The organism is Thioalkalivibrio sp. ALJ4 (assembly GCF_000377225.1).
Lineage (GTDB): Bacteria > Pseudomonadota > Gammaproteobacteria > Ectothiorhodospirales > Ectothiorhodospiraceae > Thioalkalivibrio.
This window is the reverse complement of record NZ_KB897919.1, coordinates 197,889-212,524: the sequence shown is the minus strand read 5'-3', so window position 1 is coordinate 212,524 and position 14,636 is coordinate 197,889. Positions and strand designations below refer to the sequence as shown.

Annotated in this window: 10 protein-coding genes and 1 pseudogene; 8 read left to right on the top strand and 3 right to left on the bottom strand. The window is 65.6% G+C overall.

Annotation, left to right across the window (positions count from 1 at the left end; genetic code table 11):
* Nucleotides 1–4 precede the first annotated feature (4 nt).
* The 4 genes and pseudogenes from acnA (at nucleotide 5) to C936_RS0110470 (ending at nucleotide 5,993) form a co-directional block, all read left to right on the top strand.
* On the top strand, nucleotides 5–2,752 hold the full coding sequence (gene acnA / locus C936_RS0110485) for an aconitate hydratase AcnA (RefSeq protein ID WP_018174359.1): 2,748 nt from the start codon (nucleotides 5–7) through the stop codon (nucleotides 2,750–2,752).
* Between the two features lie 15 nt (nucleotides 2,753–2,767).
* The gene (locus C936_RS0110480) at nucleotides 2,768–3,160 is read left to right on the top strand and encodes a hypothetical protein (RefSeq protein WP_018139411.1); all 393 of its coding nucleotides are present in this window, start codon (nucleotides 2,768–2,770) and stop codon (nucleotides 3,158–3,160) included.
* A pseudogene (locus C936_RS0110475) lies at nucleotides 3,157–3,998 on the top strand (HDOD domain-containing protein). Before C936_RS0110480 ends, C936_RS0110475 begins: the two are co-directional and overlap by 4 nt.
* 45 nt (nucleotides 3,999–4,043) lie before the next feature.
* Nucleotides 4,044–5,993 carry a bifunctional diguanylate cyclase/phosphodiesterase gene (locus C936_RS0110470; protein ID WP_018174361.1) on the top strand — a complete coding sequence of 650 codons (1,950 nt, stop codon included), beginning with the start codon at nucleotides 4,044–4,046 and terminating at the stop codon, nucleotides 5,991–5,993.
* A 3-nt stretch (nucleotides 5,994–5,996) separates the two neighbouring features.
* Here the strand turns inward: C936_RS0110470 and C936_RS0110465 are convergent, their stop codons facing one another.
* Complete coding sequence (locus tag C936_RS0110465) at nucleotides 5,997–7,385, bottom strand: lyase family protein (protein WP_018649498.1); 1,389 nt, start codon at nucleotides 7,383–7,385, stop codon at nucleotides 5,997–5,999.
* Between the two features lie 118 nt (nucleotides 7,386–7,503).
* On the opposite strand from C936_RS0110465, the gene purB reads away from it, so the two are divergent.
* Together purB and C936_RS0110455 are read left to right on the top strand one after the other, a co-directional pair.
* Nucleotides 7,504–8,871, top strand: coding sequence for an adenylosuccinate lyase (gene purB, locus C936_RS0110460; RefSeq protein WP_018174363.1), 1,368 nt, complete (start codon nucleotides 7,504–7,506; stop codon nucleotides 8,869–8,871).
* Between the two features lie 4 nt (nucleotides 8,872–8,875).
* On the top strand, nucleotides 8,876–10,039 hold the full coding sequence (locus C936_RS0110455) for a cupin domain-containing protein (protein WP_018174364.1): 1,164 nt from the start codon (nucleotides 8,876–8,878) through the stop codon (nucleotides 10,037–10,039).
* Nucleotides 10,040–10,050: 11 nt separating this feature from the next.
* On the opposite strand, the gene dusA is transcribed toward C936_RS0110455, so the two are convergent.
* A complete protein-coding gene (gene dusA / locus C936_RS0110450) occupies nucleotides 10,051–11,028 on the bottom strand; it encodes a tRNA dihydrouridine(20/20a) synthase DusA (protein ID WP_018862956.1) in 978 nt (325 codons plus the stop codon).
* 63 nt (nucleotides 11,029–11,091) lie between these two features.
* On the opposite strand from dusA, the gene C936_RS0110445 reads away from it, so the two are divergent.
* Nucleotides 11,092–12,519: a Glu/Leu/Phe/Val dehydrogenase gene (locus C936_RS0110445; RefSeq protein WP_018862898.1), complete on the top strand. Its 1,428-nt coding sequence runs from the start codon at nucleotides 11,092–11,094 to the stop codon at nucleotides 12,517–12,519.
* 36 nt (nucleotides 12,520–12,555) lie between these two features.
* Here C936_RS0110445 and ribA read toward each other — a convergent pair whose 3' ends face one another.
* Nucleotides 12,556–13,701: a GTP cyclohydrolase II RibA gene (gene ribA, locus C936_RS0110440; RefSeq protein ID WP_018139403.1), complete on the bottom strand. Its 1,146-nt coding sequence runs from the start codon at nucleotides 13,699–13,701 to the stop codon at nucleotides 12,556–12,558.
* Nucleotides 13,702–13,847: 146 nt separating this feature from the next.
* Here ribA and C936_RS0110435 point away from each other — a divergent pair, with 146 nt between their 5' ends.
* Complete coding sequence (locus tag C936_RS0110435; protein WP_018174367.1) at nucleotides 13,848–14,636, top strand: RibD family protein; 789 nt, start codon at nucleotides 13,848–13,850, stop codon at nucleotides 14,634–14,636.

The window sequence follows — 14,636 nt, the reverse complement described above, 5'->3', positions numbered from 1 at the left end:
CATCATGAGCCACGCAGAACCGAAAAAGACCGAAAACCTCTCTGCCGGCGGCCGCGAGTGCCGTTACGTGCCGATTACCGATGACCCGCGCGCCCGGGACCTGCCCTACGCGCTGAAGATCCTGCTCGAGAACCTGATGCGCTTCGAGGACGAGCGCACGGTCAGGCGCGCCGATATCGAGGCCCTGCTTGACTGGGACCCGAAGGCCGAGCCCACGCAGGAGATCGCCTTCCGCCCGGCCCGCGTACTGCTGCAGGACTTCACCGGTGTGCCCGCGGTCGTGGACCTGGCGGCCATGCGCGACGCGATGGAGGCCCTCGGCGGCGATCCCAAGAAGATCACGCCGCTGCAGCCGGCCGAACTGGTAATCGACCACTCGGTGCAGGTCGACGAGTATGGCAATGCGAACGCGATGAACCTGAACGCAGAGCTGGAATACTCCCGCAACCGCGAGCGCTACAGCTTCCTGAAGTGGGGCCAGCAGGCGTTCGATACCTTCAAGGTCGTCCCACCGGACACCGGGATCGTGCACCAGGTCAACCTTGAACACCTTGCGCGCACCGTGTTTGTCGAGGACCGTGAAGACGGTTCCTGTATGGCCTACCCGGACACCCTGGTCGGCACCGACTCGCACACCACGATGATCAACGGCCTGGGCGTCCTGGGCTGGGGCGTCGGCGGCATCGAGGCCGAGGCCGCGATGCTCGGTCAGCCGATCTCCATGCTGATCCCGCAGGTAGTGGGTTTCCGCCTGACCGGCCGGCTGGCCGAAGGGGCCACCGCCACCGACCTCGTGCTGGTGATCGTCGAGATGCTGCGCAAGAAGGGCGTGGTCGGGAAGTTCGTCGAGTTCTTCGGGGACGGGCTGGCCGATCTGCCGCTGGCGGACCGCGCCACCATCGCCAACATGGCACCGGAATACGGCGCGACCTGCGGCATCTTCCCGATCGACGACGAGACCCTCGAGTACCTGCGCCTGACCGGCCGCGAGGCGGGCCATATCGAGTTCATCGAGGCCTATGCCAGGGCCCAGGGACTGTGGCGCAATGACAACGCCCCGGTGGCGCGCTACACCGACATGCTGGAACTCGACCTTGCGACGGTCGAGCCCAGCCTGGCCGGGCCCAAGCGCCCGCAGGACCGCATCGCCCTGAGCCAGGCCGGAGCCGAGATCAGCCGCCACCTGGACACCATGCTCAAGGAGCGCGACAGCGGCGCGGACGAGCCGGAGGAGGCCGAGCGCTTCGCGGCCGAGGGTGGTCATACCGCAGTCGGCGTTGAGCATCAGGCCGAAGAGCCGCGCCATACGGCCATCGAGATGAACGGCGAGACCTTCACCCTCGACCACGGCGACATCGTGATCGCGGCCATTACCTCCTGCACCAACACGTCGAACCCGTCGGTCATGCTGGGCGCCGGCCTGGTCGCCCGCAAGGCCCGCGAACGCGGCCTGCAGGTCAAGCCCTGGGTGAAGACCTCCCTGGCGCCCGGCTCCCGGGTGGTGACCGACTATCTGCAAAAGGCCGGGGTGCTCGAAGATCTCGAGGCGCTGGGTTTCCACGTGGTCGGTTATGGCTGCACGACCTGTATCGGCAACTCCGGACCGCTGCCCGAGCCGATCAGCGAGGCCATCATCAAGGATGACCTGATCGTCAGCTCCGTGCTCTCCGGCAACCGCAACTTCGAGGGGCGGATCCATTCCGAGGTGCAGATGAATTTCCTCGCCTCGCCGCCCTTGGTGGTCGCCTATGCGCTGGCCGGGCGCAGCACCCTGGATCTGTACAACGACCCCATCGGAGAGGACGCACAGGGCAACCCCGTGTTCCTGAAGGATGTCTGGCCAACCACCGAAGAGGTCAACGAAGCTGTGCAGGCGCATGTCGATGCCCAGAGCTTCACCAAGGCCTACGGTGATCTCTACAGCGGCGAGGATCGCTGGCGCAACTTGGAGGCCCCCACTGGGGACCGCTTCGAGTGGCAGGACGACTCCACCTACGTGCGCAACCCGCCCTATTTCGACGGCATGGGCATGACGCCCGAGCCGTTGACCGACATCCAGGGTGCCCGTGTGCTGGCCCTGCTGGGTGATTCGGTGACCACCGACCACATCTCCCCCGCCGGCTCCATTGCCAAGGACAGCCCGGCCGGACGTTACCTGGAAGAACAGGGCGTGAAGCCCGCAGACTTCAACTCCTATGGCTCGCGGCGCGGCAACCACGAGGTCATGATGCGCGGCACCTTTGCCAACGTGCGCCTGCGCAACCTGCTGGCTCCCGGCACGCAGGGGGGCGTCACGGTCCACCTGCCGGATGGCGACCAGATGTCCATCTATGACGCGGCCATGCAGTACAAGGAGCAGGACACGCCCCTGATCGTGATCGCCGGGCAAGAGTACGGCACCGGCTCCTCGCGCGACTGGGCGGCCAAGGGCACACTGCTGCTGGGCGTGAAGGCCGTGATCGTGGAGAGCTTCGAGCGCATCCACCGCTCCAACCTGGTGGGCATGGGTGTGCTGCCGCTGCAGTTCCTGGCGGGCGACAACGCGGCCAGTCTGGGGCTGACCGGTCGGGAGACGTTCTCGATCACCGGCGTGAACAACGGCGAGGCACGCGAGGCCACCGTCACCGCCGTGGCCGATGACGGCGAGCGCACAACCTTCAACGTCCGTGTGCGGCTGGATACCCCGCAGGAGATCGACTACTACCGCCACGGGGGCATCCTGCCCTACGTGTTGCGCCAACTGGCGCAATGAGACTAAGGTCACAGCATGACGCGTCGGGTATCCATAGAGGACGTGAGGTCCGGCAATACACTGGCGACTGCGGTTTATGACCGCTCGGGCAGGCTGCTGATCCCCGCTGGCATGGTCCTCCAGGACAAGCAGATTCGAGTACTGCTGTCCTGGGGAATCACAGCGGTTGAAGTGCTCGACGAGGGTGCCGACGACGTCTCCATGTCGTCCCCGCACGAGCCTGATGAGCCCCCCGCCACCGAGCCCACCCCAGAGATAGAGGCCCGCGCCGACGAGATCCTGGCCGAGCGTTTTCAGCATTGCTCGATCGAGGATCACCCCATGTCTGGCATCTACCTTCTGGCGCGGAAAGCCCTGCTGGATGACCTGTGCCGCTACGCACCGAGAAGGCAGAGTGAACAGGCATGACCGTTGACGAGTTCCTCGCCACCGACGATGCCCTGTGCAGCTTCTCCGGAAGCTACAACACCATCTTCACGCGCCTGAGCGACCCGACGGCCAACGTCGCGGCCATCACCGAGGCTGTGGAACTGGACCCCACGATCGCGGCCAAGACGCTCAAGGTGGCGAACTCCTCGCTCTATGGCTTCCCGGAACCGATCGACACCCTGCACAGGGCCGTCTCCATCATCGGCCTGCAGCAGATGCGCCAGATCGTGATATCGACGGTCGTGATCGAACACTTTCGCGGCGTGCCGGTGATCGGCGTGGACATGGAGTCCTTCTGGCGGCACAGCCTGGCCGTCGGCGTGCTGAGCCGCTCGATCGCGCGATTCCGGCGCGAGGCCAACATCGAACGGCTTTATCTCTACGGGATCATGCATGACCTGGGACGTCTGCTGATGTTCCTGCATCTGTCCAGTCGCACCGAGGAGCTGATCAATATCCGCGAGCGCGAACGCATGCTGCTGTTCGAAGCGGAAACCGAATTTCTCGGCTTCGACCATGCCGCCATTGGGGCGGAATTGATGGAGCGCTGGGGCATGTCACCGGCACAGGTGGAGGCCACCCGTTTCCACCATGCGCCGGGTGACGCACAGGCGTTCCCGGTCGAGACCGCGATCGTCCATGTGGCGGACAGCATCGCCAACGCCTTGCGGCTGGGCTCGTCTGGCGAACGTTTCGTTCCGCCCGTGGAAGCAGAGATCTTCGACCGCATTGGTCTGGAGATGGAGACCTACGAGGCCGTGATCGGCGATGCCCGGAAACACAGCTCGGACAGATGCAGGCGATCCTGCTGGACTGACGAGGGACGGATGAGCGCACGGATGCAGGTAAAGGACGACCCGGCATGAGCCCTTCGTACAAAACGCCTGAAGAGGTCAATGCGCTGCATGAGCGCATCCGTTTCCTCGAGGAAGCGCTGGAGGCGAACGCCTACGCGATGGACGTGCTCGCCTCGACTACCGCGATCTTTGGCGACACCGACCGCAATCGCAGCCCAGACCTGATCATCCAGAGCAGTCTGGAATCCATCCGGCGTCTGCTGCCGGCCCGCGACATGGCCGTCTACATCCTCGACGGCGAGTCTTCGTTTGATCTCGCCTATCAACAGCATCCTCAGGAGGATGAATACGGCCTCGCGGATGCCGTCGAGGACCTGATTCAGGAAGGCACTTTCTCCTGGGCGCTGCATCAGAATCATCCGGTCTGCCTGCCTTCACGCTTCGACGGCGAGAACGTGCTGCTCCATGTCATCTCGACCCGGACCCGCATTCGCGGCATGTTTGCCGCCCGCTTTCGCCAGAACGACCTCCAGCGCCACGAGATGACCCTCTCGACCCTGACGATGGTCCTGTTCAATACCGCCTATGCCCTCGAGAGCGCCGACCTGTTCCAGATGATGGACCGGCGCCAGAAGGCCTTGCAGCGGATTACCGAGCACCAGTCACGCGAACTGCTTCATCACCAGTCCCACGACTCGCTGACCAACCTCCCCAACCGGATGCTGTTCAGTGACCGTCTGTCCCAAGCCATTACCCGCCATCAGGGAACCGATCATCACATCGCGTTGATCCTGCTGGATCTGGACAACTTCAAGCGCCTGAACGACTCGCTCGGCCATCGCGCCGGCGACGAGCTGATCCGCAAGGTGGCACAGGATCTCGGAAAGCTGCTCGATCGCAGCCACGACCGATCGGGGCGTCCCTTGCGCGCGACCCTGTCGCGCCTGGGGGGCGACGAGTTCGGCATCCTGGTCGAGGATCTACAGGGTCTCGAGGGCTGTGTGCGACTGGTCACCGACGTCGTGCGCACGACCGCGGTCGAACGTACGATCTTTGATCGGCCCGTGGTGACCAGCGCCTCCTGCGGGATCGCCGTGTTTCCCTACGACGGGGAAGACTCTGATGTCCTGCTCAGCAACGCCGATGCGGCCATGTACGAGGCCAAGCAACGTGGCCGCAACGGCTTCCGCTTCTACACCCAGGACCTGAATTCCCGCACCTTTCGCCATTTCGAGCTGGAAAAGGAACTGGGGACTGCCATTGAGCAAGATCAACTGGTCCTGCACTACCAGCCAAAGGTCGACCTGCATACCGGCGATATCCTGGGCGCAGAGGCGCTGATCCGCTGGCAGCACCCGAAGCTTGGGCTGTTGCCCCCCAGCCACTTCATCGAGCTGGCGGAGGACATGACCCTGATCGAGGCCATTGGGGAGTGGGTGCTGCGCCAGGTCTGCCAGGACCTCAAGCGACTGCCCTCGCAGGGCCGGGATCACGCCTTCCGTGTCGCCATCAACGTCTCCGCACGGCAGCTACGCCAGCCCGACCTCGCCGGAGACTTTTACGCCATCCTGCAGGCCGCGAACGTCGCGCCCGAGTGCATCGAGCTGGAACTGACCGAAACCACCATCATGGATGACCCGAAGGGTGCCGCCCGCATGTTCGAGCGCCTGCGCAAGATCGGTATGCGGCTGGCCGTGGACGATTTCGGTACCGGCCATGCCTCGCTGATTCAGCTGAAGAAGCTGCCAGCGGACACCCTCAAGATCGACCGTTCCTTCGTCCAGGACCTCGAACGCAGCGACGGCGACGCGCGGATTGTTCAGGCCATCATCCAGATGGCGCATACCCTGGGGCTGAACATCATCGCCGAAGGCGTCGAAACCGAACGCCAGGCCGAAATCCTGCGCGAATTCGGCTGCAACGAGGCACAGGGCTATTTCTTTGCGCACCCCATGCCCTTCAATGACTTCCACACCCTGCTGCAGGACCGGACCCGCCTCCCGTGGGCCGGATAAGCCTTACCCGCCGGCACCCTCCGGGCCCGTCAACTTCGCCGGATCCAGCAGTACCTGCAGCCGCTCGCGCGGGATATCCGTGTGCTCCGCCGCGACGTCCAGGATGGGCCGCCCGGTGGCATAGGCCTCCTTGGCGATGCGCGCCCCCGCCTCGTAGCCGATCTCGGCGTTCAGGGCCGTAACCAGGATCGGGTTGCGATCCAGCGCGGCCCGCAGGTTGTCCTCGTTCACGGTGAAGCCCGCGATCGCCCGATCCGACAGATGGGTAGAGGCCCGTGCCAGCAGACCGATCTGACTCAACAGATTGTCGGCAATCAGCGGGAGGCCGACGTTCAGCTGGAAATTGCCCGCGGCGCCGGCGGCGGTGATCGCCGCATCCAGGCCGATCACCTGTTGCGAGGCCATAATCACGGCCTCCGGGATTACCGGGTTCACTTTGCCCGGCATGATCGAGCTGCCTGGTTGCAGAGCCGGCAAGGCAATCTCGCCCAGCCCCGCCAGGGGGCCCGAGTTCATCCAGCGCAGATCGTTCGCGACCTTGGTGAGCCCGACGGCCACCGTGCGCAACTGCCCGGAAAGCTCCACCGCACTGTCCTGACTGGCCAGTGCCGCAAAACCGTTACCCTCGTGCACAAACGGCAGGCCGGTTCGCTCGGCCAGGCGCCCTGTTACACGCGCGCCGAAGGCCGGCGGTGCATTGATGCCGGTGCCCACTGCAGTCGCGCCAATGGCCAGACGCTGGATGCGCACACGGGTGTGCTCCAGGCGATCCAGGTCCAGTTCCAGTTGGGTACGCCAGCCGGAGAGTTCCTGCCCCATCGTCACGGGCATCGCATCCATCAAGTGCGTACGCCCGGTCTTGACTAGCGCCCCCACATCGCGCTCGCGGCGGGCGATCGTGGCAATCAAGTGGCGCAGCGCAGGGACCAGTTCCTCCTCCAGCGCCAGCGCCGCAGATACATGCAACGCGGTCGGGATCACGTCGTTGGAGCTCTGCGAGCGATTGACATGATCGTTCGGATGGACCGGTTCCTCACTACCCGATGCGATCCGCGCGAGCACCTCGTTCATGTTCATGTTGGTGCTGGTGCCCGACCCCGTCTGATAGACGTCAACCGGGAAGGCGTCCGCATGCTCGCCCGCCGCGACCGCCTCGGCCGCCGCCACAATCGCGCTGGCCACACCGTCCGGGAGCTGCCGCAGTTCCTGGTTGGCCTCCGCACAGGCCGCCTTGGTCAGCGCAAGGGCCCGAATGAACGCCTGCGGCATGGGCCGGCCGGCAATCTGAAAGTTGTCGATGGCGCGTTGGGTCTGGGCGCCCCACAGGGCATCCCTGGGGACTTCCACCGGTCCGAGGCTGTCCTGCTCCTGGCGGGTCGGGGACTTCGACATGCACTCCTCCAAATGATCGGGCGTAGCTTTGTATTATACTGCGCCGCGTCAATCGACCGTCCGCAGGGCGCATGCCCCACGCGCCCTGCGGACCCACCCATTCCGATTCGAGTGCATCATGTCCCTGAGCCCCCTGTCCGCGATCAGTCCCGTCGATGGCCGCTACGCCCGGCACACCCGCGACCTGGCCCCCTATTTTTCCGAACAGGGTCTGATGCAGGCCCGGGTACGGGTGGAGATTGCGTGGCTCAAGGCCCTGGCGGCGGAGCCCGCTATCCCCGAGGTCCCGCCGCTAACCGCAGAGGCGGAGGCGTTCCTGGACGAGATTGCCCTGGAATTTGACGAGGTCGCCGGCACCCGGGTGAAGGAGATTGAGGCCACGACCAATCACGACGTCAAGGCTATCGAGTACTACATCAAGGAGCAGATGCGCGACCGGACCGATCTGCAAAGCCAGATCGAGTTCGTGCACTTCGCCTGCACCTCCGAGGACATCAATAACCTCGCCTACGGGGTGATGGTCCGCGAGGCGCGCAATCACGTGATGCTGCCGGCGCTCGATGCCGTGCTGGAGCCGCTGCGCGAGCTCGCTCGGCGCTTCGCCGATCAGCCCCTGCTGGCCCGGACCCACGGTCAGCCGGCCTCGCCTACGACCATGGGCAAGGAACTGGTCAACGTGGTCCACCGTCTGGAGCGGCAGCGCGCCGCAATCGCCGCCAACGAATGCCTGGGCAAGATCAACGGTGCGGTGGGTAACTTCAATGCCCACTACGCGGCCTACCCGGAAGTGGATTGGCCATCGCTTTCGCGGCGCATGGTGGAGAGCCTCGGGCTAGCCCCCAACACCCACACCACCCAGATCGAACCGCACGACTTCCTGGCCGAGCTGTTTCACGCCTTCATGCGTCTGAACACGATCCTGCTGGATGCCTCGCGCGACATCTGGGGCTACATCTCGCTGGGTTACTTCAAGCAGAAGGTCGTGGCCGGCGAGGTCGGGTCCTCGACCATGCCGCACAAGGTCAACCCGATCGACTTCGAGAACGCGGAAGGCAACCTCGGGCTGGCCAATGCCGTGTTCGATCACCTGGCGAGCAAGCTCCCGGTCTCGCGCTTTCAGCGTGACCTGACCGACTCGACCGTGCTGCGCAACATCGGCATGGGCTTCGCCTGGTCGCTGATCGCCTACAAGGCCTTCCAACGCGGTCTGGGCAAGCTGGAGATCGAACCCGGCCGCCTGGACGAGGATCTCGACCAGAACTGGGAGGTGCTGGGCGAGGCTGTGCAGACGGTGATGCGCCGTTACGGGATCGATTCTCCCTACGAGAAGCTGAAGGCGCTGACCCGTGGCCAGCGCATTACGCCGCAGGCGCTGGCCGAATTCATCGACGGCCTGGAGATCCCGGACGAGGCGAAACAGCGCCTGCGCGAGCTGACCCCGGGCCGCTACACGGGGATCGCCAGCCAGCTGGCGCGCGACGAGTAACGCGTTGCCCGCCTACGACCCGAATCAGGCCCTGGAGCTGCTGGGCGGGCTCTCACCGGCGGAGTTTCTCCGGGACTACTGGCAACAAAAGCCTCTGCTGGTGCGCGGCGCAATATCGGGCTTTTCCAACCCCATCGAGCCCGACGACCTGGCCGGACTCGCCTGTGATCCGGATGCCGGCGCCCGGCTCGTACTCGGCCACACTGACCACCGCGACTGGGAAGTCGAATACGGCCCGTTCGAAGAAGATCACTTCGCCTCCCTGCCCGATCGCGCCTGGACCCTGCTGGTCAGTGACGTCGAGCGCTTCTGGCCCGAGGGGCGGGACTTCCTGGCCCGGTTCGACTTTGTCCCGCGCTGGCGCCGCGACGATCTGATGATCTCCTACGCAGCACCCGAGGGATCGGTCGGGCCCCATGTCGATGCCTACGATGTCTTTCTCTTTCAGGCGGCCGGGCGTCGGCGCTGGCAGATCCAGTCGCCACCGGGACCGCTGGACTGCCACGACGACCTGCCGCTGGCGATCCTGCGCGAGTTCGAGCCAAGCGAGAGCTGGGATGTTGAACCCGGTGACCTGCTCTACCTGCCCCCCAACCTGCCCCACTACGGCCTCTCCCTGGATGATCAGTGCATGACCTGGTCGGTCGGCTTTCGTGCCCCGACCTACCTCGATCTGCTGACCGGGTTCCTGGAAGAACGGGCCAACCGGGTCGGCGAAGCGCCCCGATACAGCGATCCCCAGCGCCCGGTGTCCGCCTACGCGAGCGAACTGCCGTCACACGACCGCACCCGGCTGCGCGGCATCCTGCGCGAGATGCTCGCCGCCGACGACACGGAACTGGATGCCTTCCTCGGGCGCGTACTGAGCCGGCCTGCGGGGAACGTCGAACTGCATCCCGGAGATCCTCTCGCCGCAGCGAGGGCGTGCCGTATTCACCCGGGTATTCGGCGCCACTGGCTGAAGACGCCGACGGGGCCGGTCCTCTGCGCCGCCGGGCACAGCTACCCGGCCGACACCCTGTCGCCGGACCAACTGGAGCAGCTGTGCGCTACGGAGACCCTCGATCCGCGGCACTGGGAACACCAATGGCCGGAGATTCACGAAATGCTTCGCGACGGCCTGGAGGAAGGCTGGCTGGAGCCCGCTGAGGACTCCACGCAGACCTGAGGCCCGGACATTCAGGCACAGGCCCGCAGGCAGGGCTCCGCCGCACGCTCGATCAGCTCCGGTCCGGCATCCGGCCGATGTGCACCCTCGGTCAGGATGCGCCGCCACTGGCGCGCCCCCGGCTCGCCGTGAAACAGACCCAGCACATGCCGTGTCAGCCGTGCCAGCGGGACGCCCTCGGCGCGCATCTCGCGGGCCATGTCGATCAGACCCTGCAGCACGGCCTCGCGTGTCACCGTCCCGGGCTCGTCGAAATAAAGCCGGTCGACCTCGGACAGCACCCACGGCTGGTGGTAGGCCAGTCGCCCGAACATCACCCCGTCCACCCGCTCGAGATAGCCGTGCGCCGCACGGACATTGTCCAGGCCGCCATTCAGCACGATGGTCAGTTCCGGGAACTCCGCCTTCAGACGGAACACGCGCTCGTAGTCCAGTGGCGGAACATCGCGGTTGTCCTTGGGGCTCAGGCCTTGCAGCCACGCCTTGCGGGCATGCACGATGAATTGCTGGCAGCCGCCCCGCGCCACAGTTTCGACAAACGTGCGCAGATCCGCCTCGGAATCCTGTTCGTCAATCCCGATACGATGCTTGACGGTCACCGGAACGTCGACCGCATCCTGCATCGCGCGCACCATTTCGGCCACCCGCTCCGGTTGCGCCATCAGGCAGGCGCCGAACGTGCCCGACTGCACGCGGTCGGAGGGGCAGCCGACGTTCAGGTTGATCTCGTCAAAGCCTCGCTCTGCCGCGATGCGGGCGGCCTGAGCGAGCGTGTCGGGATCCGATCCACCTAGCTGCAACGCCAGCGGGTGTTCCGCCGCGACATGGCCCAGCAGCCGGTCGCGATCACCGTGAATCACCGCGTTGGCGTGTACCATCTCGGTGTACAACAGAGCGCGCCGGGTCAGCAGCCGATGGAAACGCCGGCACCAGGAGTCGGTCCAGTCCATCATCGGCGCCACCGAAAAACGCGGATCGGGAAACCGCAACGATTCAGTCAAGGCGCCGCCCGCCCTGCGGGTGGTGCCCGGAATGCCAAGGGATAAATACGCATGTCGGAAAACGAAACGCCGGAAACCTTTCTGGACAGTGTCTCACACATGGTCGATCGCGCCATGCATTTCCTCGAGTTGCCCGAAGGTGCGATGGATGCCATCAAGGCCTGCGACTCGGTCATCCAGGTGAGCTTTCCGATCCGCTTTCGCGACCGCATCGAGGTCTTTACCGGCTGGCGTGCCGTGCACTCCTCCCACCGTTTGCCGGTGAAGGGGGGACTGCGATTCTCCCCCACCATGGACCAGGGACATGCGGAGGCCCTGGCCGCCCTGATGACCTACAAATGCGCGATCGTGGATATCCCGTTTGGGGGTTCCAAGGGCGGGCTGCGCATCGATCCGCGCAAGTATGACGAGTGGGAGATGGAGCGGATCACCCGTCGTTTCGCCCACGAACTGATCCAGCGCGACTACATCAGTCCCGCGCAGAACGTGCCGGCCCCGGACGTCGGGACCTCGCAGCGCGAGATGGCGTGGATCATGGAGACCTATCGCGAACGCCACCCTGAAGACGTCAACCACAGCGCCGCCGTGACCGGCAAGCCCGTCGACCTGGGCGGCATGCGCGGTCGCCTGGAGGCCACCGGGCGCGGCGTTCAGTACGCCCTGCAGGCCTTCTTCCGCGAGGGCAATGCCGCGCGCGAAGCCGGGCTGGAAGGCGGCCTGGGCGACCAGCGCATCATCGTTCAGGGCTTCGGCAATGTAGGCTATCACGCCGCCCATTTCCTGCAGAACGACGACCACGCCAAAATCGTCGGGGTGATCAAGAGTGATGGCGGGGTCTATTGCGAGGACGGGATCGATGTCGACGCCCTGAACGACTACGTACGTCGCTCCGGGACCATGGAAGGCTTCGCCGGCGTGGAATTCGAGCGCAATGGCAACCGGATCATGGAACGCGAATGTGACATCCTGATTCCGGCGGCACTCGAGGGCGCGATCCATCGCGAGAATGCGCCCAACATCCAGGCCCGACTGATCGCGGAGGCCGCGAACGGCCCGGTGACCTTCGAGGCCGACCAGATCCTGCAGGACCGCGGCATTACCATCCTGCCGGATGTCTTCGTCAACGCCGGCGGGGTCGTGGTCTCGTACTTCGAGTGGGTGCGCAATCTCGCCCACATGCGCTTCGGACGGCTCGAGCGGCGCTATGACCAGTCCCAGGGCCAGCATCTGGTCACCGCGATCGAGATGTCCACGGACCACAAGCTGCCGGACTGGATACGCGAATCCATCGTGCGCGGCGCAGAGGAGATCGACCTGGTCCGCTCCGGCCTCGATGACACCATGCGCGAGGCCTTCAGCGAGATGTACGAGACCCGCGAGGTGGAGAGCAATGGAGCGGTGCTGGATTACCGTACTGCGGCCTACCTGATTGCCCTGCGCAAGATCGTGCGGGCCCGCAGTGACCTGAGTCTGATCTGACGCACATCCGGGCGCCTGCGTAGACCGGCGGCCGGCTCAGCCCCGCTCGGCCTCCGACGCCAGCAGTTCCTGCAGCCAGTGACCACCGCGGTCCGCCTTGGTACTGAGATAGCGCAAGTTGTGGGGGTTGAGCGTGCCGTGGACGGGCTCGCGGGCCACCACCTGGATGCCCCCGGCGCGCAGCGCCTCGATCTTCGCGGGGTTGTTGGTCAGCACACGCACCGTGTCGATGCCGAGAAATTCCAGCATCTCCACGGCCGCATCGTAACGGCGTCCATCGGCCTCGAACCCCAGCTGGCAGTCGGAGTCAATCGTGTCCAGACCCGCCGTTTGCATGGTGTAGGCGCGCAGCTTGTTGGCCAGGCCGATGCCCCGCCCTTCCTGGGCCAGATACAGCAGCACCCCGCCACCACTCTCGTTGATCGTCTTCACACCGAGACGCAACTGATCGCCGCAGTCACAGCGCAGGCTGCCAAACAGATCGCCCGTCAGGCAGGCCGAATGCAGCCGTACCGGGACGGCCTCCGGCCATTCGTTCGGCTCGCCGATGACCACCGCCACGTGTTCCAGGATCCCGTTCCCCTCCCGGAACAGCATGAAGCGCGTCACCGGGGCATCGGCCAGGGGTACCGGGGCCTCGCTCACGTAGGCCAGTTCCAGGCGTGGGTGATGTGCGACCGCTCGTGCCTCGCGCTCGTCCACGTCCAGGAACATCCCGTCGGCCAGCGCCGAGTGGATGGCCTCGGGTACGGGTTCGGGCACGCGCGCCGATACGACGGCCGGCAGCAGACGACCGGCGCGGGCCAGCTCCAGCGCCGCGACTTCCGCGGGCTCGGCGGGCCGAACGTCCGCCTGGTCCAGCGCGTGGGTCGGGTGCTCGCCCTCGTTAGAGGCCTCAGGCGCACTGGCCAGGGTAAACAGTGCCTCTGGGTCCGTTCCGGGCGCAAACTCCAGCGCCACGCCTTCCCATCCCTCGGCCAGTGGTTGCGGCCAGCCCATTGCGGACGCGCGGTGGGGCGTTAGAATCAGACGGGGGCGGCCGCCGGTCATATGCGTCAGGCGATCCAGCAACACCGGGGTCAGACCTTCAACGGCAGCAACCAGTACGCTGGACTGCTCGCCGCTCAGCAAAACCGGATGGCCCCGGCGAAGGTCGAAAATCCCACGATCGGCGTTGTGCATCAGGTCCTTCCCAATGGAGTTTTTCTTATGACCAGCCCGCAGGACGCGAATTCCACTCTGTCCAGCCGTGACCCGTCACCCCTGTCGTCTCCCCCAAGCCTATCGCATGTGCCCCTAAAGGGTCGCGAAACCCGGGTTTTCCAGGCATGACCGCCTATCCGGTGACCGAGGAAGAGGCCTGGCGCTGGCTGCTGGCCCAGCGTGCCGATCCGGGCTGCTGCCCCCTGCCCGGCCCCCTTGCCCCGGCTGCGCACGACCTGCTGGAGCTCTACGGCCCGATCATCGAGGCGGAGAGCATCACCGTCGCGCAACTGGGCCAGAGCCTGGACGGCCGCATCGCCACTCAGAGCGGGCACTCCCAGTATGTAACCGGCCCCGAGGACATCGAGCACCTGCACCGCTTGCGTGCGTTGGTGGACGGCGTCGTAGTGGGTGCCGGCACCGTAGTCGCCGACGACCCGCGTCTCACCGTCCGTAAGGCCGAGGGCGTCCATCCGGTGCGGGTCATCCTCGACCCGGATGGACGAATCCGGTCCAGTGCCCGCGTCTTCCAGGACGGCGAGGTGAAAACGCTGGTCCTTCACGCCGAGGGCCACGGCCCCTGCGACATGCCCGGCCACGTCGAATGCATGGAGATGCCCGTCGATGCCGATGGCCGCTTTGCGCCGCCCGAGCTCCGCGACCGCCTGGCGGCCGAGCATGGGCTGCATCGACTGCTGGTCGAGGGCGGAGGCCGGACGGTGTCGCGCTTTCTCGCCAGCGACACTCTCGATCGCCTTCATCTGACGATCGCACCGATGCTGATCGGCTCCGGGCGCCACGGCATCACCCTGCCCGAGGTCGACACCCTCGATCAGGCCCTGCGCCCGCCCTGCCGGATCTTTCGACTGGGTGGCGACACCCTCTACGACCTGGACCTGCGCAGCAAGCCCTGA

Excerpts from the sequence above, each read along its gene's own strand:
- ribA (WP_018139403.1), bottom strand. The coding sequence starts at position 13,701 with ATGCACAACGCCGATCGTGGGATTTTCGACCTTCGCCGGGGCCATCCG.
- C936_RS0110435 (WP_018174367.1), top strand. The coding sequence starts at position 13,848 with ATGACCGCCTATCCGGTGACCGAGGAAGAGGCCTGGCGCTGGCTGCTG.
- C936_RS0110445 (WP_018862898.1), top strand. The coding sequence starts at position 11,092 with ATGTCGGAAAACGAAACGCCGGAAACCTTTCTGGACAGTGTCTCACAC.
- C936_RS0110480 (WP_018139411.1), top strand. The coding sequence starts at position 2,768 with ATGACGCGTCGGGTATCCATAGAGGACGTGAGGTCCGGCAATACACTG.
- purB (WP_018174363.1), top strand. The coding sequence starts at position 7,504 with ATGTCCCTGAGCCCCCTGTCCGCGATCAGTCCCGTCGATGGCCGCTAC.
- C936_RS0110470 (WP_018174361.1), top strand. The coding sequence starts at position 4,044 with ATGAGCCCTTCGTACAAAACGCCTGAAGAGGTCAATGCGCTGCATGAG.
- acnA (WP_018174359.1), top strand. The coding sequence starts at position 5 with ATGAGCCACGCAGAACCGAAAAAGACCGAAAACCTCTCTGCCGGCGGC.
- C936_RS0110465 (WP_018649498.1), bottom strand. The coding sequence starts at position 7,385 with ATGTCGAAGTCCCCGACCCGCCAGGAGCAGGACAGCCTCGGACCGGTG.